The following is a 23,571-nucleotide window of genomic DNA, read 5'->3' on the forward strand; positions in this document are numbered from 1 at the left end:
AATTGTAGACTGAGCGAGCCTGATGCTGTATCTAGTTTAGATAGGATTTACTATAGCAAGTTAATTCGCCAAGCTTTACTCCAACACTTTATTATAAAATTCTGATCCGAGATATTTATGAAAATTAGCGAACAGTGGCTACGTCAATGGGTGAATCCCACGAATACCAGCGAACAGTTGGCCGAACAGTTAACCATGGCAGGACTAGAGATTGATGATCGCTATGCGGTTGCTCGTGCTTTTAGTGGTGTGGTCATCGGAGAAGTCGTCAGCGTTGAGCAACATCCAGACGCTGATAAACTGCGAGTCACGCAGGTAAACATCGGTGAAGCTGAGCTGCTACAAATCGTATGCGGCGCACCTAATGTCACCGTTGGTATGAAAGTACCTGTTGCCACCGTTGGGGCAGTACTGCCAAGCGATGACAAGAAAGGCTTTAAAATTAAAAACGGTAACCTACGCGGCGTGGCCTCTAACGGTATGCTTTGTGGTGCTTCTGAAATTGATTTAACAGATAGCATAGACGGTTTGCTTGAATTACCTGCAGATGCGCCGATCGGTACAGATATCCGTGAATATCTAGGTTTAGACAATCAGATATTGGATATCTCTATCACGCCAAACCGTGGTGATTGCTTTAGTGTACGTGGTATTGCACGTGAAATATCAGTCATTAACGACTTACCACTGCAAATGCCAACCATCGCTGAAAACATCACTATTACTGAAAATGGTGCAACGCCAAGCGTTACAGTAAATGCAGTTGAAGCATGTCCACGCTACTTATTACAATCGATTAGCAATATTGATCGTAGTATTGAGACACCAAAGTGGATGCAAGATGCCCTCGTTCAATCAGGACTACGCTCACACAACTTCTTGGTTGATGTGACCAACTATGTATTGATGGAATTGGGTCAGCCGCTACACGCTTTTGATGCAGATACCATCGTTGGTGATATCGTTGTTCGTTTGGCAGAGCCTGCTGAGACCATTACTTTGCTGAATGAGCAAACCATTACTTTAACAGGTGATGAGCTTGTGATTGCTGATGACAAAGGCGCATTGGCACTTGCTGGTATCATGGGTGGTCAGCGTAGTAGCGTTACGGATAGCACGACCAATATCGTTGTAGAAAGTGCTTTCTTTGGTCAGCTTGCTATCGCTGCTCGCGCACGCCGTTTTGGATTGCATACTGATGCGTCGCAACGTTTTGAGCGTGGGGTAGATTTTGAGTTACCAGAGATCGCATTGGCACGCGCTTGTGATTTGATTATTAGCGTCACTGGCGGTCAAGCAGGCCCTATCGTAAAAGCTGAGAGTAGTGAGCATTTACCAGAACGTGCGCCAATTACTTTGCCAATCACTAAAGTTCGTGATGTCATAGGTATTGAGATAGCGCCAGCAGTCATGGTGCGTATCTTAACTCAGTTAGGGTTTGAGGTTGAGCAACAAGCAGATGCTTTAGTCTGTAAGCCGCCATCTTATCGTTTTGATATGAGTATCCGTGAGGATCTCATCGAAGAGATTGCCCGTATTTATGGTTATGACAATATCCCAAGCGTCCTGCCTCATTTGCAAGTAAGCATGGATTATGATGATACTGCGGACTTGACCCATGAGATGAAGCTGGCGTTGGTTGATACTGGTTATATGGAAGCCATTAGCTTTAGCTTTAGTGATGCAAAAATAGAAGCATTACTTGATGACGAAGCACTGGGAGAAGTGTTAGCACTGGCCAATCCTATCTCTAGTGATTTAGCCGTTATGCGCCGTACCTTACTGTCAAGTCTATTGCCATGTGTGCAATATAACTTGAATCGTCAGCAACCACGTGTACGTTTCTTTGAAACAGGCCTTAGCTTTGTCGGCCAGAGTATCAGCGAATTAGTACAGACCCCAAGTATTGCTTTGGTCGCAGTCGGTAATGTGTGGGATGAGCAAGCCTATCAAAATCGTGCTTTAGATTTTTATGACCTCAAACATGATATCGAGCAGTTATTACCTGCGCAAATAGAGGGTGCTCGTATCCGTTATGAGCGCAGTGGACTAAACTTTTTGCATCCTGGTCAAAGCGCTAAATTATATATCGATGATCAGTACGTTGGTTGGCTTGGCCAGTTGCATCCTAATACCGCAAAACAGTTAGACCTGCCAGCTACTTGGGTTGCGCAGTTGTCACTTGCACCATTACTGACGGTCGCTCGTGAGCAGCATGCCATCAGCACGCCTAGCAAGTTCCCACAAGTACGCCGCGATATTGCCATCCTAGTCGATAGCGATATTAGTTTGCAGACACTAGAAACCACGATTCGTGCTGCTGCAGGTGAGCTATTGACGGATCTTTGGTTATTTGATGTTTATCAAGGCGATAAAGTACCAGAAGGTCAGCGCTCACTGGCATTTGCACTAGTATGGCAAGACAATACGCAAACGTTAGCTGATGACGTGATAAAAACGGCTACTGATAAGGTTGTGCAAGCGCTAACAGCACAGCACTCTGCGCAGTTACGCGATAGCTAATATTTAATATAGACAATAAACAATGCTCTGTAGCTTTTCTACTTACAAGGCTACGGGGCATTGCTATTAATAGAAAGCCCTAAAATACGTTAAGTGGTTATTAATAAAGGACTTTCATGCGCTTTTTATTAAAAAAACGTCCAAAAACCTTTATAATAGCTAACATTAACCCTCATACCGCTAAACCATGATATTCGACATCACGACATAGCATAGGAGTTGTACTGTGAGCACCTTAACCAAATCTGACATGATCGAGCATTTGATGAGTCACCTTAACCTAACACGCCAAGAAGGTCGCTGTTTGGTTGAGAACTTTTTTGATGAGTTGTCAGAGAGTTTGATTGATGGCAAAGAGGTCAAGCTTTCAGGCTTTGGCAATTTTGAGCTTAAAGATAAAAACAGCCGACCAGGCCGTAATCCAAAAACAGGGGAGCCCGTTGCGGTATCAGCACGCCGTGTGGTTACCTTTAAAACAGGACAGAAATTTCGCCAACAGGTTGATGAGCGTCTATTTGATGCCTAATCTAGATGTTTGTATTGATGATGACGGCTTAAGTTTTGATATTTAGGTCGTCGATTGATACTCGTTATATAGTCTAGGTATGTCAGCTATAAGCTAAGCATGTTGATGTGCTTAAATTATATATGAGTAGCAATATCAGTGAGCGTTACAGTATTAGCTTGTTATACATCATAAATAACAGGCACAAAAAAAGAGAGCTAATGCTCTCTCTTTTTTTACTACAGTATATTCATCGTATAAACGATAAAATTACTGAGCTGGTTCTTCAACAACAACTTCGTCAGCAGCGTCAACAGCTGGAGTTTCGCTAGCTACATCCATGCTAGTAGTTGCTTCGCCGTCTACAGGAACTTCAGCGTCCATTTCGTCAGTAGCAGTTGCAGCTTGAGCATCAGCGATGTCAGCTTCAGCGCCAGCAACAGCAGCGTCAGCATCAGCAGTTACTTCGCCTTCAGCAGCAGCTTCGTCTAGTTCTGCAGAAGCGTCTTGCACTTCTTCTGATGCGTCAGATAAATCTTCAGCAGCGTTTTCTTTGCTGCTGTCACAGGCAGTTAGGCCCATAGTTGCAGTCATGATACCAGCTAGAGCAAGTAATTTAAGTTTCATAGTGTTTTCTCCGGAAAAATGAAATGATCAATAGCAGCAACATGGGTTGAAATCCGAGATTTCTCAGTATTCAACGACTTCCAGTTACAGCTACTCAGCTTGCACGCATTCTATATGTTTTCTATCTAAATGGAAATAGTCCGTACAATTAAGTAACAATAAAATTGTAAGTTTAATTTTACTTCGTATATTGATTATAATTTTTAATACCCTGCTGGATATCGAAAAAATATAATCAATGACATCAGATTGTTTTTAAAGAAGTTTTTTGGATATTAACTTCTAATTTAACTTGCAATAATTTACTGCTTTCACGATGATTAATCAGTAAATAAATGTAACGTTTGATGTAATGTAAGTAAATTAAAGAGGTGTTATCTATCGAAAGGCCTATTCAGGCTATTATTTTTAATATAATAGGCTAAAACACCAAGATAAAAAGTAGTATTGGCCGTAATATTATATAAATAACTATCAATACGAGCAGCAGTACCTATCGTATGTTTGAGGAATAAAATTATGAAATGGCAAGGTCGACGTGGTAGTTCAAACGTACGCACCAGTAGTGGTGGCGGTGGAAAGATGGTCGGTGGTGGTATCGGCGGTATTATCATTGCTGGTATCTTATGGCTAGTATTTGGGGTAAACCCAATGACTGCTTTGCAGACAGGTCAAGCCGTTACTGGCGGTGGAAGTAGTGATACCTCTACTGAGGTTGCAACCAGTACGGATCGGGATACGCAGTTTGTAAAAGTAGTACTGGCTGACACAGAAGAAGTGTGGCATCAAATATTTAATGAAGCAGGTAGTACCTATAAAGAGCCTTCATTGATTTTGTTTAATGGTCAAGTGAGTTCAGCTTGCGGTAGCGCTAGCGCTGCGACAGGTCCGTTTTATTGCCCAGCAGATCAGACTGTTTATTTAGATAAATCATTTTTTGTAGAAATGAGTCAAAATCTTGGTATTACAGGTGATAAGCAAGGCTCTAGTGAGGAAGGTAACGAAGGCAAAGCGGGTGATTTTGCTCAAGCTTATGTCATTGCGCATGAGGTTGGTCACCATGTGCAGACGTTGCTAGGTATCAGTCAGCAAGTCAACGAAGCCAGTCGTCAAGTTACGCGTGCAGAAGCTAATAAGCTGTCAGTGCTACAAGAGTTGCAGGCAGATTGTTTCGCAGGTGTTTGGGCACAGCGTAATCAAGAGCGTGTACAGTTTTTAGAAGCGGGCGATATCGATGAAGCCATCAATGCAGCCAGTCAAATCGGTGATGATCGTTTAGCGAAGGCCAGTGGCGGAGCAGTTGTACCTGATAACTTTACTCATGGTACTAGTCAGCAGCGCGTGCAATGGTTTACTCGTGGTTTAGAGAGTGGTAGCGTACAGTCTTGTGATACGTTTAGCGGAGCGCTATAAGCGTATTAGGTATCACTATAAGCGTATCGTAGATCACGATAAGCGGATTTACTTTCAACTTATGAGTTAGACACAAAAAAGCCTGCAATTGATTGCAGGCTTTTTTGTGTCAGCTAAGATTCTATCAAGGTAATATTCAGCCTTGATAAGATCAATTAACGAGTTTGGTCAAGAATATAAGCACCAGCACCACCTACAGCAGCACCACCAAGTGCGCCACGAGCGATATCTTTGCTGTCGCCGTTACTTTTAAGAACAGCACCCGCAGCAGCGCCAACAGCAGCACCTTTAGCAGTGTTGCTCAAGCCACTGCTATATCCGTTAGTTGCACAGCCGCCCATGATAAGAGCAGAGCTAGTAAGGGCAGTCATCGCAATAGTTTTAGCAAATTTCATAATATCACCTGTTAAGTTATCAAGTTGGTTGATCATAATCAAAACACGATATTTGCATTGTCCAAGTATTTTGGTACTGATATAAAGTATCAAGATACTTGGGCAATAGTCTTAAAATAACCTATTGTGTTATCGCAAGACATATCGTGGTCTGTATTAATAAAGACTGCATTGAATGTATCAAAAATTGATACTGCTGTCGATTTGTGTAGCAGAGTATGCCTATACTAACCCAACTAATAATTTATGCGCGTAGTAAAAGCGCTATTCTTTGCAAATATCCTGTAAAGGATGTTTCTCCACTGTGTCCTTGACGGATATGTTTCAGGAAGTTATTGCACTTGCATAGATAGTAGGTCAGTTGAGATTGGTAATTACAACTTTCAGTCTTAAAAATAGAAAAGACCGCTCGGAAGCGGTCTTTTTTGTTTAAGCTAAATGTGTGCTTATTATGCTAAAGCGACACGGTGTTAGCATTAGTTCTGTGATTTACGTTTCATCTGCTCAAAGAATTCGTCATTGGTCTTCGCTTCTTTTAGGCGATCCAACAAGAACTCAGTTGCTTGTACGCCATCCATCGGCTGTAGCAATTTACGTAAAATCCAAACTTTGCGCAATTTATCTTCATCAAGCAGACGCTCTTCGCGGCGAGTGCCAGATTTTTTGATATTAATCGCAGGGAAGACACGTTTTTCAGCCAAATCACGCTCAAGCGTAATCTCTTGGTTACCTGTACCTTTGAACTCTTCAAAGATAACGCTATCCATCTTACTACCAGTATCGATAAGGGCACTGGCAATAATCGTCAAGCTACCACCTTCTTCGACATTACGTGCAGCACCAAAGAAGCGTTTTGGACGCTCTAGCGCATTGGCATCCAAACCACCCGTCAATACTTTGCCAGATGAAGGGATAACCGTGTTGTAAGCACGAGCAAGACGAGTAATTGAGTCAAGTAAGATAACCACATCTTGCTTATGCTCGACCAAACGCTTGGCTTTTTCGATGACCATTTCAGCTACTTGAACATGACGCTGTGGTGGCTCATCAAAAGTAGAGGCAACCACTTCGCCGCGTACCGTACGTACCATCTCAGTGACTTCTTCTGGGCGCTCATCAATCAATAGTACGATGAGGTAACACTCAGGATTATTACGGGTAATTGACTGTGCGATGGTTTGTAGCAGCATCGTTTTACCAGCTTTTGGCGGCGCAACGATAATAGAGCGCTGACCTTTACCAATCGGTGCGATCAAGTCGATGATACGACCCGTTAAATCTTCGGTGGTACCATTACCAAGCTCGAGCTTTAATTGCTCAGTTGGGAATAGTGGGGTTAAGTTCTCAAAGATAAGCTTATGACGTGAGCGATCTGGCGTATCAAAGTTGATTTCGCCGACCTTTAGTAGCGCAAAATAACGCTCAGAATCTTTTGGTGGACGAATCGTACCAGCGATACTGTCACCCGTCTTTAGGCTAAAGCGACGAATTTGGCTAGGGCTGACGTAGATATCATCAGGACCCGCTAAATAAGAGCCTTCTGATGAGCGTAAAAAGCCAAAACCATCAGGAAGAACCTCAAGAACGCCGTCACCATAAATGGCTTCACCGTTACGGGCATGGGTTTTGAGGATAGCAAAGATGATGTCTTGTTTACGGCTACGTGCCATATTATCAAGACCCATTTCTTTGGCGATAGCCAATAGCTCAGCGATTGATTTTTTCTTTAATTCAGTAAGATTCATAGATAGGTCATTAGCAAGTGATCAGATGAGAGATGCCATTAGCAGCACAAGTCACGACATTGATTAAAACAACGATAATATGGCGATAGAGGGTGCGTGCACAGAGCTAGGATTTATGTAGTTTGGGTGTTACGTGTCAGCTTATGTACGAATTGCAGTCGTTTGGTGCAAGGTAATAAGAAATAAATATAAAGAAGGCTACATAAGAGTCTGCGTCAAAAACTCAATATCAGTAATTGTGTTTAGTCATTTCGTTCAGCAATGGTGTTTATAACGACGATTGTGTTTTTGTTGATAAACACGAGGAGAATAGCGATAAGACACTTATGAAAACAATTAGTTTTCTGTTGTCAGCAGACTATACGGTCTTCACAATGGCATTGTCAATAAATTTTGCCAAAAAAGTCATATAATCGAGTCTTTTGCATAAAAAATAAGCAAAAAAGCCACTATCTTAGTCAGATAATGGCTTCTTCTATTACATTGCAGTTTTTAACATGTGCTTGGCTAGAACAAGCTTATAGATGCTTGTCTAGTACTTTTGCCAATTCAGCTTTTGGCTGTAGACCCATTACTGAATCAACTTTTTCGCCACCTTTGAATACAAATAGCGTTGGGATGTTGCGAATACCAAAACGGCTAGCCGCTTGTGGGTTGCTATCAACATCTACCTTAACAATTTTGATTTTGCCTTGGTAGTCAGCGGCTAAATCTTCTAAAATAGGAGCGATGGCTTTACAAGGACCACACCAAGCGGCCCAAAAGTCTACCAATACTGGTACGTCTGACTCTAGTACGTCTTTATCGAAGTCGGCATCGGTGGTGTGGAAAATAAGATCTGACATAGTTTTCTCTCTTGTTTTATTATTTCTATCGTCATACATTACAGAATATCTTGGTTAGATAGTAGCGTGATGAGTGACCAAAGAATCGTTTAGAAGTGGTGAAAATGTGCCATTATATTAACATGTTTGCTCAAACTTGACAGATGCAGGCTGGTTAAATTGTTTAACAATTGCGATTAGCACAATAAATCGACACACAGTGATATGGATTATATTTTGTCTGACAGTTGATTGTACTATTCGTATTTTTGCTTGAATAGTGGCGACTATTTAACATGTCTGACGTATCTCCTTTATACTTGAAATCGCTATCAGTCTCACATTTCAGTCCACAAATAAGTCTGTTTTTTACCTTTACGCCCTAATATAAGTAGCCCATTTTTATGCTTTTTACTGATGAAGAAGTCAACGCTCTTAATGCTCAAGAAAATGCCCGTCCGCTTGAGTTTTTTCAAGCATTTGCACGAGATATTACTGTCTATGAAGACGATGATATTTGGATAGTGGATAAACCCGTAGGGCTATTAAGTGTTAATGGTAAAACGCTGAATGTGAGCTTGCTGGCAAGGCTTGAGCGCGTTAATCCAGCAGTTAAGTTGATTCATCGTCTGGATATGGACACCTCAGGCTTGCTCATTTTTGCAAAAAATGCGGCAGCACAGACCCATATCAGTAAGCAGTTTATTGAACGTTTGCCACAGAAAAAGTATCAAGCCCGTGTCTTTGGACAGTGGGAAAGTGTTGGCGCAACTGGCAAGATATCAGTGCCAGTACGCTACGAGCCTGCGACCAAACCACGCCACATCGTCGACCACGATTGGTCAAAGCATGCTTTAACTATGTATGAAATATTGGCTCATGAAGAGTGTAATGGTCATGCAGTGACACGAGTGATGCTAAAGCCGGTTACCGGTCGTAGCCATCAACTACGTGTCCATATGGTGCATGTTGATCACGTGATGATTGGCGACCCTATTTATGCTGAAGGGACTGCGTTAGAGATTGCTCCAAGGCTCAATCTGCATGCACAACACTTACGTCTAAAGCATCCCGTATTGGGTGCATGGATGGACTGGGAAAGCCCAAGCCCTTTTTAACCAAGTTTTTTAGATAAATCATGCAAAAACAAGGACGGTATTATGCTTGATATCATAGCAGCAAAGCAGGCGGCAAAGCGGGCAGTGAAGAGACGCTTTCAATCTAAAAAGGCGCGCTTAGACACGCCAGTAGATTATGAAGTGCTTATCATCGGCGCAGGAATTGCTGGTATAGGTATGGCTTGTCGATTGCAGCAGCAAAAACACAAAGGGCTGTTTGGTCATAAAAGCCCAAATCAATGTAAACGTCAAACATCAAAACAGCAGCAGAAAAGCTCGCAGCGGTTTGCGATATTAGAAAAACGTGCAGATTTGGGTGGTACATGGGATCTATTTACTTACCCCGGCATTCGCTCTGACTCTGATGCGTTGACGTTTGGCTACAGTTTTAGGCCGTGGTTGAACCATAGAATTTTGGCAAAAGGTGGGGACATTAAGCGTTATATTGCTGATACGGCGCACGAGTTTGGTATCACTGAGCATATTCGCTATCAGCATGAGGTGCAGCAGCTTTCTTGGTCAAGTAGCAGCCAACGATGGACGGCTATGGTAAAAAACCACGTTAGCGGTGAAGTGTTTACTCTAACAGCTAAGTTCGTCGTCGGTGCCACTGGTTATTACGATTATGAGCAAGGTTATAAGCCTCATTTTGATCAAGAAGAAACGTTTGAAGGCCGGATAGTCCATCCGCAGCATTGGTATGATGTGGACTATCAAGACAAAAAGGTCGTCATTATCGGGAGTGGTGCGACGGCGATGACGTTGCTGCCAGCGTTAGTAGATGAAGAAGCTGAGCAATGCGCACAACACGTCACTATGCTGCAGCGTTCACCCACTTATGTGGCGAGCGTGCCAGGCGATGATTATGCGCTTGATTGGCTGTCAGGCAAGTTTTCACCTTTATCAAAAGAGCAGGCCTATACGGTATTGCGTACCCGCAATGTACTCATACAACAAGGTACTTACCGCGCGGCTATAGTAGCCCCCAAATTTATGAAAGCGCTATTAAAGCGCGGTGTCAAAACAGAACTAAAAGGCAGCGATGTCGATGTGACGCATTTTGTACCCGATTATAATCCTTGGGACCAACGGATATGTGCCGTACCAGACAGTGATTTATTCAAAGCGTTACAAGGTAAACGCGCAGCAGTAGTGACTGACCAAATAAGCCATTTTACGAAGACAGGTATTATGCTCAACTCTGGCAAACATCTCGATGCAGATGTCATCGTGACAGCGACAGGGCTAAAGATACAAATGCTGGGTGGTGCAAAAGTATATATCGATGGACAGGCAGTAGATATCGGTACACGCATGACTTATAAAGCAGTCATGGTTGAAAATGTGCCCAATATGGCAGTGCTGTTCGGCTACACCAACGCCTCATGGACACTAAAGATTGATTTGGCTTGTCAGTATGTGATGCGACTGCTTGGATATATGAATAAGCATGGCTATCAAGCAGTATTAGCAACAGCGCAGAGTGAGCATGGCACCGCCCACACCCAATCAGAGACTGTGATGGGCGCGTTATCCTCAGGATATGTCAATCGCGCTCAACACGAGCTACCCAAGCAAGGAGATATCTATCCTTGGCGGGTCACAAATAATTATCTCAGCGACCGAATAGTGCTCAAACACCGTAAAATAAAGGACGTTTGGCTACGATTCAGTCGTGAGCTTTGATGAGTAATAGTTCTTTAATGCGTACTGATAAAATCCGCGACTTGTTTGCTTAGCATCTGCCACAGCGTTTCTTGTGCGCTTTTACTGCCCCAAGCGTTGTGCGGGCTAAAGATGACACGTGGATGGTTCTTTAAGCTCAATAGCGGGTCATTATTAGCAATAGGTTCTTGTTCAAACACATCACTGGCATAACCAATGATTTGCTCGTTATTAATCGCATCGGTCAGTGCTTGGCTATCGACGATACCACCACGAGCGACATTGACGATGAGCGGCTGTTTGGTCATTTTTGCTAAAGTATCTGCATTAATAAGGTGCTGAGTTTGCGCATTTAATGGGCAATGCAAGCTTAGAACATCGGACTGAGCAAGTACGTCCTCAAATGCTGTGTAGTCATCATTACGTGGCGCACGTCCTTGCTGTTCTGCCCACAATACATTCATACCAAAGGCACGCGCGATTTCGGTGACGCGTTTACCGATAGTGCCAACCCCAATAATACCTAGCGTTTTATCTTCCAAATCTATCAGCGGAATATCAAGCAGGCAAAAATCACCTTTCGCTTGCCACGTGCCATCAGAGACTTTTTGATGATAGTGGATGCCTGCACGCATTGCATTTAGCATGAGCATAAATGTGTGTTCGGGCACGCTTTTGACTGCATAACCAGCAACATTAAACAGCGCAACATCGTGCTCATTACAAGCATCTTGATCGACATTATTCATGCCAGTGGCAGTCAATTGAATGAGCTTGAGCTTGGGCAGCTTGCTTATTACTTCAGCGTTAATTTGAACTTTATTGGTAATGATAATATCGGCGTCTTTACAGCGCTCTAAAATAACAGCAGCGTCTTTTGGGGTGTCATTATAAGTGACGTAGTCGCTTATGCCTGTTGGGGCAGGTAAGTCGATGCCATCAGAAAAAGTGCCTTTGTCTAAAAAAACCGCTTGCATGGTTATTCCTTATCGAATGGTTATTTTAAAGTTGATTTTAATGATTATCGAGGTAATGTAGCATGTTGCCTTGGTCAATCAAAAGCGGTTGATTAAAAACATCGCATTAAAATAGTAATCAGAAACAGCAATTAAAAATAATGCATTGAAAGTGAAGCTGACCTGCTGAGCGACTATGAGTCAAAAACTGCGAGGTCTCAGTTATCAGTGAGGCGTCTAGTGCTTAAAGGTTTTAATATGAGAGACAAAATGATAAAGAACCCTTACGCCATAATTGATGTAAGGGTTCTTTATGATGGTTTCGCCGTGGCTGTTTTTTATAAATAACAGGTTATAGCGAAAAACGCTTGCGCAATTTTCCAATAAAACTACGTACCCGATTGCTTAAATCAATACGAATATCATTTTCAGGGTCGTGCTCTACTTCGTGACGTTTGACCAACTCAGGGCTGGCTTTGAGATTGCTATGATGGCGGAACGCGCGGTTGACGCTAATCTCTAGCAGGCTGGCACGCATTGGTTTTGGCAAGCAGCGATATACCTGACCTTTGTTAATCAGATCAATCAATAAACTGGCATCTTGAAATTGTGTTTGTACTAACACCACTAGGTGCGGTGCATCTTGCTTTAAGGTGAAGATAATAGGAGCGATATTCTCACCGGCAACATTAATATCTGTGATACAAACACCGATATCATAGTTCGCAAGATAATCGTAGGCAGTTTCTAAACTGGTTGCATGTAGTACTTTGTAGCTGTTTGAAAACTGCTTGCGAATTTGCTCAATCAGCTCGTCGTTCTCATCTATGACCAGCAGTGTTTGCTTATTATCTGAGCTGTCGATTTGATCTGCATTTTCATCAGGGTTGTACGTCAAAGCAATTTCGGTGGCGCGGCCAACAACTGATTGAAGCTCTTCAGATTTACAGGGTTTGGTCAAATAACGATAAATTTCGCCGTCGTTGATAGAGCCAATAATAGCGTTCAGATCAGCATACCCAGTAAGCAGAATACGCATGGTCGATGGTGAAACTTCTTTGACTTCTCGTAATATGTCAACACCAACACGCTCAGGCATACGTTGGTCGCTGACGGCCACGTGCACGTGGTTATTTTTGATGTAATCAATATATTCGTTGGGGTCAGTGGTGATAAAAACATCATGACTTTTGCGAAAGAGCAGTTTCATTGAGCGCAAAATACGTTTTTCATCATCGATAAACGCAATTTTTGGTTTAGGTTCAGTACTTAGAACAGACGGCTGTATATTGTCTTCAATCTCATTCATGTTCGTATCCTTACGATGAATAGTAGGGGCTAAATTATAGGTATTGTTCCTTTTATCAGTGCAGCTCGGTTATGTGCTGCACTGACAATACAATTAACGCTTCGCTTATGCTTACATATTTTGTTCTGTTAAATTGTTATCGATGGGCAAGGTTAGGGTAAATACTGTACCAACGCCTTCGGTTGAGGTGGCTTGAATCGCACCATTATGTTGTTCCATAATTTGCTGACTGATAGCCATGCCGAGGCCAGTACCTTCACCTGCTGCTTTTGTGGTAAAGAACGGCTCAAAGATTTGATCCAATACGGACTGGCTCATGCCTTTACCGTTATCGCTGACCTCAATATAAACGTTGATATCATCAGCGTAGGTACGCACTTCTATTTTGTCATCAGGATTGCCGTCCATTGCTTGGGAGGCATTGTTCAATAGGTTGACCAGCACCTGATTGATTTGTGATGGTGAGCATTTGATTTCAGGCGTTGGGCCAAAATTGGTGACAATATCTTGATGTCTAATAGAATTACCAGCGATTTTTAGCGAAGATTCTATACATTCACGAACATCGATCGTTTTGACTTTTGACTCATCAAGGCGCGCAAAATTACGCAAATTGAGTACCATCTCGGTAATCTGTTCTACTCCGAATAAGGAGTCTTTGATCAGCTCTTTGAGCTCATCTGATAAGTCATCTTCTTCGATTTCATCAGAGGCACGAACGATATCTGCCAATAATTTCTCGATTTCAGTGGTAGGCACTGCTTCATTAGTATTAAGTGACTTCAACCCTTGCACCAAAGTAATCAAATCTTCATATTGTGCTGTCAATTGTCCGATGATTTCGAGGTTGTTCTGCACATAGGATAAAGGTGTGTTTACTTCATGAGCAACGCCTGCGACCATCTGACCGAGCGTGGCCATTTTTTCAGAACGTATCAATTGCAATTGTGAGTTCTTTAGCTCTTTTAAGGTGTCTTGCAACTCAGCAGTGCGTTCTTCGACTTTTACCTCTAGCTGTTGATTGATATTGGCAAGCTTACCTTCATTAGACTGAATGCGATGGAGTAGCTCATTAATAGAATGGTTAACTAGACCAATCTCATTACGTCCACCCGCAAATTTAACCTCGCTGAGCTTGTTGTATTGCTTGTCATCAATCAGTTTTTCAGCGAGTGAGATTTTGTCTGTGGTCTCTTTCAATGGTTTAAATGCCAAGAATGTCAGCATGAAATAGATCAGCACAACGGTGATAAGTAACGCTAACATGATTGATCTGATCAGGTTTTTGCTTAAGTTATCTGCAATGGCATTGACGGCAGAGTCGGGCTGTACCACGATGAGTTTCCAGTAGGTTTCAGGAATCTGGAAAACATACGCCTGACTACCATTATAATAGTTGTCATTGGTCAACTCGAAATTCTGCAATAGGCGACTGTCCATCGTACTTTGATGGTTTTCACTGGCATTCACATAAGCTGCATAATTGATAAGCTCAGAGCTACTAACAGCAGTTGACTCTGTTTTATTAAGTGTTGCAATGATTTGTTGGGCTTCTGGAGAGATTTTCGCCGCAACTTGTTTGATGATATCGCTATGCTGAGTATCTAAAAAATCTAAGATAGGTTGCCAAGCAGGGTCTGAGTCAATTACTTGCTTAATATCAAGCGGTGTACCAGTGTCTTCATCGATATAGTTTAGGCTTTCGGGGTTGGATGAGGCGATGACCTTATTGCTATTATCAAGCAATAAAATATAGCCTGAACCAGAGCTTTCACTCAGGTTGACGATGTTTTCTTGTAATTGATTGAGTGTAAAGTTGACTGTGCTCACACCCCAAAACTGATTGTCACGATCGATGGCCACACCGCAGCTCATAGCAAGCTCGCCTTTGGTCTGAGTTGGGCTCACATCAGCCCAAATACAACCGTCAGGATTGAGGGCTCTTACCTTATTAAACCAGTCTTGTTTATAGTAAGGATTGGCAGGATTTGGATCGGTTAATATGGCTCGGTAATCACCATCTTGGCGTACCATCAAAAATGGATGAGTAGCTGCACCATCACCAAGCGCACCAATATCAGGCCAAATGCCACCACTGCCTAGCAAGCTATAGTCTCGCTTATCAAACGCATTGGCCGTACTGGCTTGCAGAATATTTTCTTGTAGTGGTAGTGTCTGGGCACTTTGCTGTAGCTGCAACGCACTACGCATCACGCGATTGACATCTGAGGAGATACTATTGACTGCCGTATTACCTCGTTGAGCCACTAGTTTTCCGGACTCAAGTCGAATTTTTTCATAACCTTCTTTTTCGACAATATAGACGACAACGGCAAGAACAACGGCAAAAGCAAGAAACAAAATAACGGTCACTTGGGTACTGACTTGGTTGAGCAAGCCAACTTTTTTGGAGGCACTCATAAATGTATTCATCCTTGAATTATATAAAGTACGAAAAATACCATCAGCAGTATTTTTGGGTAGAAAAAGAGCCGTGATTATTAAAGCGTGTCCTCAATCTGAATATCAAATGTCGAATGGGCTAAAAGAAAAGGTCAAGCGAATAGCTTTAAGGCTTAACTGTTATGTTTATCTAAAAGTTAAGTGTCTATAAAAGCAGTGATATTCGTACAGTTTTGAACAAAACTAGTTTTAGATATTAGGCCACTAGATATTTTTGTTAATAATAAATATGAATAATCAACGTAACAAAAAAGACATCTATTTTCATAAAGTAACAGTATAGAAACAATTTTATGATGTAAATGTTTTTTATATACTTGCGAGTCGTTATCTTATTGTTTTATAAGACCAACTTATGCTTAGCATTGACATAATCTTGCATGAATCTGCTCTTGAAAAGTCAACTTAACGCACTCATCTATCCGCTAACGTTATATAATGGTCGGCTAAACTGCTAGCTTGATTAATGTTGTGGCACTTCGTTTATGTTTTTTTGACATTTTACGGTGTGAACAACCTTATTTAGCGGTTGTTAGCCGCCATTGCTGTTTTCTAAGCTATCTATCTAATTTCTTACTACCTGAGTACAAAAGACATCGCCCTATGACTATCTCTATCGCTTCATTGCACAGTACTGAATTCGCCGTTGGTCAACGTTATTTATCTGATACGGAGTCTGAGCTTGGCTTGGGTGTGGTCATCGATGTTGACGACCGATGTGTGCATATCTTATTCCCGCAAAGCGAAGAGACGCGCGTCTATGCCAAAAACTCTGCGCCACTGTCGCGCGTGGTGTTCAAAGCTGGTGACAGCATTTATGACCAAGACGGCAAATGCTACACGGTTAATGCTGTCGATGAAGTGATGGGCGTGCTCAAATATAGTGTCGATGAACACGAGCGCGGCATCATGGAGACTCGTCTCGCTGCCAACATCACGCTTGCCAAGCCGCTTGAGCGCCTGCTGGCTGGCCGTATCGAACGTGGTGATTGGTATGAGCTGCGTCAAGATATCTTGCGTATGCAATCAGCGCTGGCTGGTCATCCACTCAAAGGCCTGATGGGGGCGCGAGTCGATATCATTGAACATCAGCTCTATATTGCTCATGAAGTCGGTAAACGTATTGCACCGCGTGTCTTACTCGCTGATGAAGTGGGACTGGGTAAAACCATTGAAGCTGGCTTGATTATTCATCAGCAGCTATTGACTGGCAAGGCTGAGCGCGTGCTCATTCTTGTTCCAGACAGTCTGCAATACCAGTGGATGATTGAGCTGCGCCGCCGTTTTAATCTCAACTTTGCCTTGTTTGACTTGGTGCGTACGGCAGCGATTAAAGAGCATGATCCTGAGCAGAACGTCTTTGCGACCGAGCAGTGCATCATCGCTGGTATGGATCTATTGCTTGACCATCCTGACTTGTATGACCAAGCGATGGATGCAGGGTTTGATTTATTGGTCGTCGATGAGGCGCATCATTTGCATTGGGATGAAGCACAAGGTGGTAACGATAAATATGACTTGATTGCCGACTTTGCAGAAGAGACGGCAGGTGTCATGCTATTGACAGCGACACCTGAGCAGCTTGGTGCACAGAGTCACTTTGCACGTTTGCGCTTGCTTGATCCAGATCGTTTCGATGATTTAGATGAGTTTATCGATGGTCAAGCCGCCTTTGCTGAGACAGCAACGGTCGCTGGTGTACTGATAGAAGACAAGCCATTGAGTGACGGGCAAATCGCTGCTTTGAGTAGCTTACTTACGCTCGGTGCTGACGAGTTGGCAGGGATTAATGATGACGAAAAACTGCGTACCTATGCACTTAACGAGCTGCTAGATCGTCATGGTACTGGTCGTATCCTGTTCCGTAATACCCGTGAGAGTGTCAAAGGGTTTTATGGTCGTAGTAGCCAGCCTTATCCGCTGCCACTACCTGATGCATGGGTAAACAGCTATCAAACCACGGGTAAATTGCGTGAGCAGCTATGGGGCGAAGAGAATCAACCTGATGGTGGCTGGCTAGAAGATGACCCACGTGTGTCTTGGTTGGTTGATATCCTGCGCGGCGAACTTAAACATCAAAAAGTACTGTTGATTTCTCGTAGTGGCGCGACGGTTGAAAGTTTAGAAGCGGTATTACGTCTGCATGCAGGCATTAAGACAGCTATCTTTACCGAGCAGATGACGCTACTTGAGCGTGACCAAGCGGCAGCGTTCTTCGCAGATAGTGAAGGCGCACAGATACTATTGTGCTCAGAAATTGGCTCAGAAGGCCGTAACTTCCAGTTTGCTAGTCAGTTGATCCTGTGGGATTTGCCTGCGAATCCAGATACTTTGGAGCAGCGTATTGGTCGCCTAGATCGTATTGGTCAGACGCAACAAATCATGTTGCATGTGCCTTATGTACAGGGTACGGCGCAAGAGCGTCTTTACCAGTGGTATCACAACGCACTGAATATGTTTAATCAGATTTCACCAACAGCACAGAGCGTGCAAGAGCAATATATTCAAGTTCTGAAGCCAATGCTTGAAGGTGCAGATACGGCTGATAATCGTCATATCTTACAAGGTATCATCGACGAAGCGCTACAGACACGATTGGGATTAGAAGCACAGCTACAAGCTGGTCGCGATCGTCTGCTAGAATATAACTCGTGCCGTCCACGTGTCGCTGGGCGTATTGCTGACGCCATGCGTGACTTTGATAGTCACAACCTATTGCCACAGTTCATTGAGCGTTTCTTTGCTTCGGCCAATATTGATCATAATATTCAGCGTGATGGCTCATGGGTTATCGCACCGATTGATAGCACTGAAATTAGTGACTATATCGATGGCTTGCCACTTGGTGACGAAGACGGTATGACGTTGACATTCGAGCGTGATCAAGCGCTACAGCGTGAAGATATCGAATTCATCACTCATGAGCATCCATTGATGCGTGCTATCTATGAGCTGGCGAGTACCAGTACCTTTGGTAATACGACAGTTGCGATGCTGAAAAGCGCTGCTGTACCGCAAGGTATGGTATTACTAGAAGTGAATTTCCGTGTAGAAGCGATAGCACCAAAACTGCTGAATTTACCAGCGACATTGACCACGCAAAATATCCGTGTCTTTATCAGTGAGCAGGGTAGTGATTTATCAGCACGTATCAGCGCTGAGATGATTATGCCGCACATTGAGCGTTTGGATAAAAACCGTGCACGCCAAGTAATTAAAGTACGTGGTGATGTGATTGAGCAGCGTTATTATGAAGCTGAGGATATTGCCCGTCAGCAGCTGGCTGAGATTGGTGAGCAAGCAAGCGCGCGCTTTAGCCAGCAGTGGTCACGTGAAATCAAACGCCTACAACATCTACAAACCATCAACCCTAACGTGCGCCCTGCAGAGATTGAGCGTTTAGAGCAGCTAAAAGCGCAAGGCGAGCAAGCACTAAGCAACTTGTCATTAGTACCTGATTCTATCCGTGTGCTAGTAGCTGTGAAGCCATAATTTTAAAATAAACACAAAGAACGAGGCGTTATAACGTGCCTCGTTCTTACTGTTTGAGTTGAATAAACGAATGGATACTCGCGAGTGGGCTGTCAGTCGCTAGCCAAAGCCACTGATATTGGGTAAGATGTTTATCGCTTTCTATTTATAATAAATACTAGTGCTGCTATGGCCGTATTTTCGTTCTAAAATTTCTCTTGTTTACATTCAGCAAGTGATTTCATATTATTTTAACTTCAAGTACAAATACAAAGGACCTGTCGATATAGCCTATTGATATCGTGAGGTGCTGTGCGTTTTTGATGAAAATAAGGAAACATATTGTCATGCCCGATTATTTGCAACTGATTGATGAGTTACTGGCTACTGTGGCACTTATCGAAGTTACCCCCGATGTCTTCGAGGGTAAGAGCCATGACTATGTGGGCAGTCGTATTTTTGGTGGGCAAGTATTGGCACAAGCCATCATGGCGGCAGCGCATACGCTCGAACAAGACAAGCCTTGTCACTCATTGCATGGATATTTTTTGCGCGGCGGTGATATCAACCAACCAGTGATTTATCAGGTGCGTCGATTGCGCGATGGTCGTAGCCTGTCTGCACGTGAAGTGACGGCGATTCAGTACAAAGAAGTACGTGGGAAGCCGCCTGTTGAACAAGTGATATTTTCGATGATTGCCTCGTTTTCACCGATGGAGGAAGGGCTTGAGTATCAAGAAGACATGCCGGTCTATCCGCCACCAGAAGATCTGCTGACTGAGCAAGATTTAAAAGAAGAAAATGTGGGCAAAGTACCAGAAGCCTTAAAATCAAGGTTTATGCGTCGCCGTCATGTGGAGATTAAACCGGTCAAACCACGTAACCCGATCAGCCCAGAACCAATGAAACCCAAGCAGGCGAACTGGCTACGTATCCGCGAGTTGGGCAATCAACCGGTGGCGATTCAGCAAGCATTATTGGCATTCTCTTCTGATTTTTACCTAGTAGGCACAGGGCTTATGTCGCATGGCGTTAGCTTTATGACCAGTGGTCTACAAGCGGCGAGCATCGATCATTCAATGCATTTCCACCGTGATTTTGATTTGAACGACTGGATGTTGTACGACATGTGGAGTGACACGACATCCAATGCGAAAGGGCTAAACCACGGACAGTTTTGGCAAGATGGTAAGCTGGTCGCCACGGTACAACAAGAAGGTCTGATGCGCTTACGTGTGCCGAAGTCTTAGCGCTAACTATATTATAAAGACTAAAGAAAAAGCGACTCACTATTGATAGTGAGTCGCTTTTTTTATGGCATGCAAGACGAGTTTTGAGTATTTGGTTCAAGCATGATTGGTGCGGAAATATAGCTTATATGATTATTCTAAAATCTTAACCATCGCCCGTGGTAATCCAAGGGTTGCCTGAGCATCATCAGCGTTCAACCAGTTAATATTAATGTCGGCAGCTTGCAGTGCTTTGGTGATTTCGGCAGCTTGCTTAGCATTTAGAGTTACTGATTGCGGGGTCAAATACCAGTGGAAGTGCGTCAGTGAATGCTTAATAGGTGCTTCATCAAGCAAAGTCTTGCTGATAGGCGCTGCTACTAATTTATTCTTTATCAGCCACTCATTGATAATCTGCTCAGCAGTGGTAAATTCTGCCTCATATACTTTTTCATTACTACGTACGTCATTTGGCACATCTAATGGTTTATCATCGATCGCGTCTACTTTTTTCGCAATGCTGCCACTCGCTTTACCATCAACTTTCTCCACGAACTGCAATGGCAAGCTCCACAGTCCACCCCAAATACCATTATCAGGGCGCTGTAGCCATAGAATATCGCCACTAGCATCTTTGATCAATAACGCATTACTAAACTTACTGGGTTTGGGCTGCTTTTTTGCTTTGACGGGATAATCAGTCTCACGTCCTTGCGCGTGGGCTAGACAGTCTTCTTTCAGTGGACATAATAGACAGGCAGGCTTGCTACGGGTACATAATGTCGCGCCCATATCCATCATCGCTTGCGCAAATAGTCCTGAGTGCTCTGTCGGTGTCAGGCGCTCTGCCAATGCCCACAGCTCTTTAGTGGTAGCAGACTTGGTAATGTCACCGTCAATCGCTGCCCAACGCGTGATGACTCGTTTAACGTTGCCATCGCAGATGACGCCATAATGATGCAGTCCCATCGCCATGATTGCACCAGCAGTCGATGGCCCAACGCCCGAAATGGCTTCCCATCCTGCGAGCGTCTGCGGAAACTCGCCCGTTTCATCGATTACTTCGACCAATTGCTTGGCACCTTTATGCAAATTACGCGCGCGTGCATAGTAGCCAAGTCCTGCCCAATGCTCTGCTACAGTATCCCACTCTGCTGCGGCCAAATCCTGCACTGTTGGAAACGATGCCATAAATCGCGCAAAATAAGGCAGCACAGTGGTCACCTGCGTTTGCTGGAGCATGACTTCAGATAACCAGACGATATAAGGATTGGGTGTGTCAGTTTGGTGCTGCTGCCAAGGTAAGTCATGGCGACCGTTTTCGGCAAACCAATTAAGTAGGCGTTGGGCGAGGGAGTTTAGGGATGCGAGGGAGTGGCTAAAGTTAGTTTCAGAAGAGGTAGAGTTGGCAGTTAGCTGGATCATAAGATTTTTTCGTCTTTTTGGGAAAGGTGTTCTTTTATTCTTGCTTCAGATTTTTCATTTTCTATATTTCGGTCCTTCTGAGAATATGAGTCAACCTTAATTCGTTTATTACTTTTTATAAGTGAATCTAGAGTTTTTCTTATCTTCTCTAGTTCAATTGATGTTCGATAAGCAGGGTTGCCTTTACCAATCTCTGTTATTCCTTTAAATTCTGAAAGGTCGATTATCGAATATGTTGAGTAACGATTACCTTCCATGTCTTCAAAATTTATACGAAAGGAGAGTTTAGTTTCATAGAAACCCGCGCCATACTTGCTATACATGTCAGTGAAGCTAAATAGAAAACTTTTCTTTGTACCATTAACACCAAGTGTACTTAGCGAATTCCTAAAAAAACTTAGCTTTTCTAGTGTGGTTATTATATCTTTTTCACTATCTAAAAACTCCTTTTCAGAGTGTTCAATTTTAAATTGAACATTCCTAGCAAGTCCTCGACCGATATTTTCAACTTTAAATATAATGAACTGGAAACCTACCACAGATGATTCTAAGAAAATTTCAACGTGAGGTCTTATATTTTCTCTACGGTTAGTGTCTATTTGGTCATCTTGAGTTCTTCTCAGTCGCCAAGTCTCTACCGCTAGTACAATGGTAAGAAGAGCGATGATAAAGGTAGCTATTGCGCTTATAATTGCTGATATATAAATCCAAGCACTTTCACTAGGTATGTTTGCACTACTACCAACAGCTACCCCAGCTATAAATAGGGTCGGTGATATGAAGGCAGCTATTAAGATCCAATACATCCATAAAGGCTTCTCGTCTTTATTCAAAATCATCCCTTACTAATACTGCTACTAACCATATATGATTGATCAGTAGCTTTTATCTACTTACGATTCTTCCGCGTTTTCAAACGACGTAATCGTTTCTCTTCTTCTTTGGCTTTTTTCTTTTCTTCAGCCGTGACACGCTGTTTAGCGACCACAATTTCTTCAGCTTCTGTCATGGCTGGTGTCTCAAGCGTAATACGTCCAAGTTTCGAACTACGTAGCTCGTTAACTAGAATCTCAGACATGCGGTACGTATCGACTTGATTGCCCGAACGTACACAGCCGCGATTACGCCCAGCCACTTCAAAAAACTGCCAATCAGTCTTTGGTAGCTCTTCAATCTTATAGCGGGTTTTTAGCAGCTCAGGGTAGGCGTGTAGCAAATACTCAGCGGTGTAGCTCGCCACATCAGCGAAGTCAAACGCCGTATCACGAATACCGCCAGTCGCTGCCAGACGATAGCCAGAGTTTTCGTTTTCAACTTTTGGCCATAGCATACCAGGCGTGTCATAGAGCATGATGTCGTCGTCCAGCTTAATCAGCTGCTGCGATTTGGTCACGGCAGGTTCATCACCAGTTCTTGCGACAGCGCGCCCTGCTAAGGTGTTAATCAACGTTGATTTACCAACGTTTGGAATACCCATAATCATGGCTTTGATTTGACGGCCCGTACCGACTTTATTCGGAACAAGTTGTTTGCAGATGGCGATGATGCGTTTTACATCGTTGGCCTTCTCGGTATCGCAAGCAATGGCTCTGACACCGCTTTGTTGCTCGAGATAATCCATCCATATTTGGGTCAACTCTGGATCGGCAAGATCAGCTTTGTTCAGGATTTTGATGACTGGTTTTTCACCGCGTAGTGCCGCGACCATTGGGTTTTCACTACTATAAGGGATACGTGCATCGATGACCTCGATGACCAAATCCATCTGCGGCATGATTTCTTTGATTTCGTTACGGGCTTTGTTCATATGCCCAGGGAACCACTGAATACTTGCTCTCTTATCCATCTGCTTTCATAACCTTTTATAAAAAATGCTAAAAGTAAAACAATCAACGTTTACTTT

At 43.3% G+C, this 23,571-nt stretch carries 17 protein-coding genes; 7 read left to right on the plus strand and 10 right to left on the minus strand.

The window, feature by feature from the left end:
- Positions 1–117: 117 nt before the first annotated feature.
- Positions 118–2,523 carry a phenylalanine--tRNA ligase subunit beta gene (gene pheT / locus I6E84_RS11410; protein ID WP_197218089.1) on the plus strand — a complete coding sequence of 802 codons (2,406 nt, stop codon included), beginning with the start codon at positions 118–120 and terminating at the stop codon, positions 2,521–2,523.
- Positions 2,524–2,749: 226 nt separating this feature from the next.
- The gene (locus I6E84_RS11415) at positions 2,750–3,049 is read left to right on the plus strand and encodes an integration host factor subunit alpha (RefSeq protein WP_110923573.1); all 300 of its coding nucleotides are present in this window, start codon (positions 2,750–2,752) and stop codon (positions 3,047–3,049) included.
- A 249-nt stretch (positions 3,050–3,298) separates the two neighbouring features.
- Here I6E84_RS11415 and I6E84_RS11420 read toward each other — a convergent pair whose 3' ends face one another.
- Positions 3,299–3,655, minus strand: a complete 357-nt coding sequence (locus I6E84_RS11420) for a hypothetical protein (protein ID WP_110923572.1) — start codon at positions 3,653–3,655, stop codon at positions 3,299–3,301.
- A 519-nt stretch (positions 3,656–4,174) separates the two neighbouring features.
- Between I6E84_RS11420 and I6E84_RS11425 the strand changes: the two genes are divergently transcribed.
- Positions 4,175–5,068 carry a neutral zinc metallopeptidase gene (locus tag I6E84_RS11425; protein ID WP_197218090.1) on the plus strand — a complete coding sequence of 298 codons (894 nt, stop codon included), beginning with the start codon at positions 4,175–4,177 and terminating at the stop codon, positions 5,066–5,068.
- Between the two features lie 155 nt (positions 5,069–5,223).
- On the opposite strand, the gene I6E84_RS11430 is transcribed toward I6E84_RS11425, so the two are convergent.
- The 3 genes from I6E84_RS11430 to trxA form a co-directional block, all read right to left on the minus strand.
- On the minus strand, positions 5,224–5,463 hold the full coding sequence (locus tag I6E84_RS11430; RefSeq protein ID WP_110923570.1) for a hypothetical protein: 240 nt from the start codon (positions 5,461–5,463) through the stop codon (positions 5,224–5,226).
- A 476-nt stretch (positions 5,464–5,939) separates the two neighbouring features.
- The gene (rho, locus tag I6E84_RS11435) at positions 5,940–7,208 is read right to left on the minus strand and encodes a transcription termination factor Rho (protein WP_025651526.1); all 1,269 of its coding nucleotides are present in this window, start codon (positions 7,206–7,208) and stop codon (positions 5,940–5,942) included.
- A 518-nt stretch (positions 7,209–7,726) separates the two neighbouring features.
- A complete protein-coding gene (trxA, locus tag I6E84_RS11440) occupies positions 7,727–8,053 on the minus strand; it encodes a thioredoxin (protein WP_194197946.1) in 327 nt (108 codons plus the stop codon).
- A 383-nt stretch (positions 8,054–8,436) separates the two neighbouring features.
- Between trxA and I6E84_RS11445 the strand changes: the two genes are divergently transcribed.
- Both I6E84_RS11445 and I6E84_RS11450 read left to right on the plus strand, forming a co-directional pair.
- Positions 8,437–9,150: an RluA family pseudouridine synthase gene (locus I6E84_RS11445; protein WP_197102038.1), complete on the plus strand. Its 714-nt coding sequence runs from the start codon at positions 8,437–8,439 to the stop codon at positions 9,148–9,150.
- 42 nt (positions 9,151–9,192) lie between these two features.
- Entirely contained in the window at positions 9,193–10,836 is a 1,644-nt protein-coding gene (locus tag I6E84_RS11450) for a flavin-containing monooxygenase (protein ID WP_197218092.1), read from the plus strand.
- Between the two features lie 14 nt (positions 10,837–10,850).
- Here the strand turns inward: I6E84_RS11450 and I6E84_RS11455 are convergent, their stop codons facing one another.
- From I6E84_RS11455 to I6E84_RS11465, 3 genes are all read right to left on the minus strand, one after another.
- A complete protein-coding gene (locus I6E84_RS11455; protein WP_197218093.1) occupies positions 10,851–11,792 on the minus strand; it encodes a D-2-hydroxyacid dehydrogenase in 942 nt (313 codons plus the stop codon).
- A gap of 331 nt (positions 11,793–12,123) precedes the next feature.
- On the minus strand, positions 12,124–13,080 hold the full coding sequence (locus I6E84_RS11460) for a response regulator (protein ID WP_110923565.1): 957 nt from the start codon (positions 13,078–13,080) through the stop codon (positions 12,124–12,126).
- A gap of 111 nt (positions 13,081–13,191) precedes the next feature.
- Complete coding sequence (locus tag I6E84_RS11465) at positions 13,192–15,501, minus strand: sensor histidine kinase (protein ID WP_110923564.1); 2,310 nt, start codon at positions 15,499–15,501, stop codon at positions 13,192–13,194.
- Between the two features lie 645 nt (positions 15,502–16,146).
- Between I6E84_RS11465 and rapA the strand changes: the two genes are divergently transcribed.
- Together rapA and I6E84_RS11475 are read left to right on the plus strand one after the other, a co-directional pair.
- Positions 16,147–19,035, plus strand: a complete 2,889-nt coding sequence (gene rapA, locus I6E84_RS11470; protein WP_197218094.1) for an RNA polymerase-associated protein RapA — start codon at positions 16,147–16,149, stop codon at positions 19,033–19,035.
- Between the two features lie 326 nt (positions 19,036–19,361).
- A complete protein-coding gene (locus I6E84_RS11475) occupies positions 19,362–20,264 on the plus strand; it encodes an acyl-CoA thioesterase (protein WP_197218095.1) in 903 nt (300 codons plus the stop codon).
- Positions 20,265–20,396: 132 nt separating this feature from the next.
- On the opposite strand, the gene mutY is transcribed toward I6E84_RS11475, so the two are convergent.
- The 3 genes from mutY to ylqF are packed head-to-tail and all read right to left on the minus strand — an operon-like array spanning position 20,397 to position 23,514.
- Positions 20,397–21,668: an A/G-specific adenine glycosylase gene (gene mutY / locus I6E84_RS11480; protein ID WP_197218096.1), complete on the minus strand. Its 1,272-nt coding sequence runs from the start codon at positions 21,666–21,668 to the stop codon at positions 20,397–20,399.
- Positions 21,665–22,501, minus strand: a complete 837-nt coding sequence (locus I6E84_RS11485; protein ID WP_197218097.1) for a hypothetical protein — start codon at positions 22,499–22,501, stop codon at positions 21,665–21,667. Before I6E84_RS11485 ends, mutY begins: the two co-directional genes overlap by 4 nt.
- A 56-nt stretch (positions 22,502–22,557) precedes the next feature.
- On the minus strand, positions 22,558–23,514 hold the full coding sequence (ylqF, locus tag I6E84_RS11490; RefSeq protein WP_197218098.1) for a ribosome biogenesis GTPase YlqF: 957 nt from the start codon (positions 23,512–23,514) through the stop codon (positions 22,558–22,560).
- Positions 23,515–23,571: the final 57 nt, after the last annotated feature.

The organism is Psychrobacter sp. SCQQ22 (assembly GCF_015864605.1).
Lineage (GTDB): Bacteria > Pseudomonadota > Gammaproteobacteria > Pseudomonadales > Moraxellaceae > Psychrobacter > Psychrobacter fozii.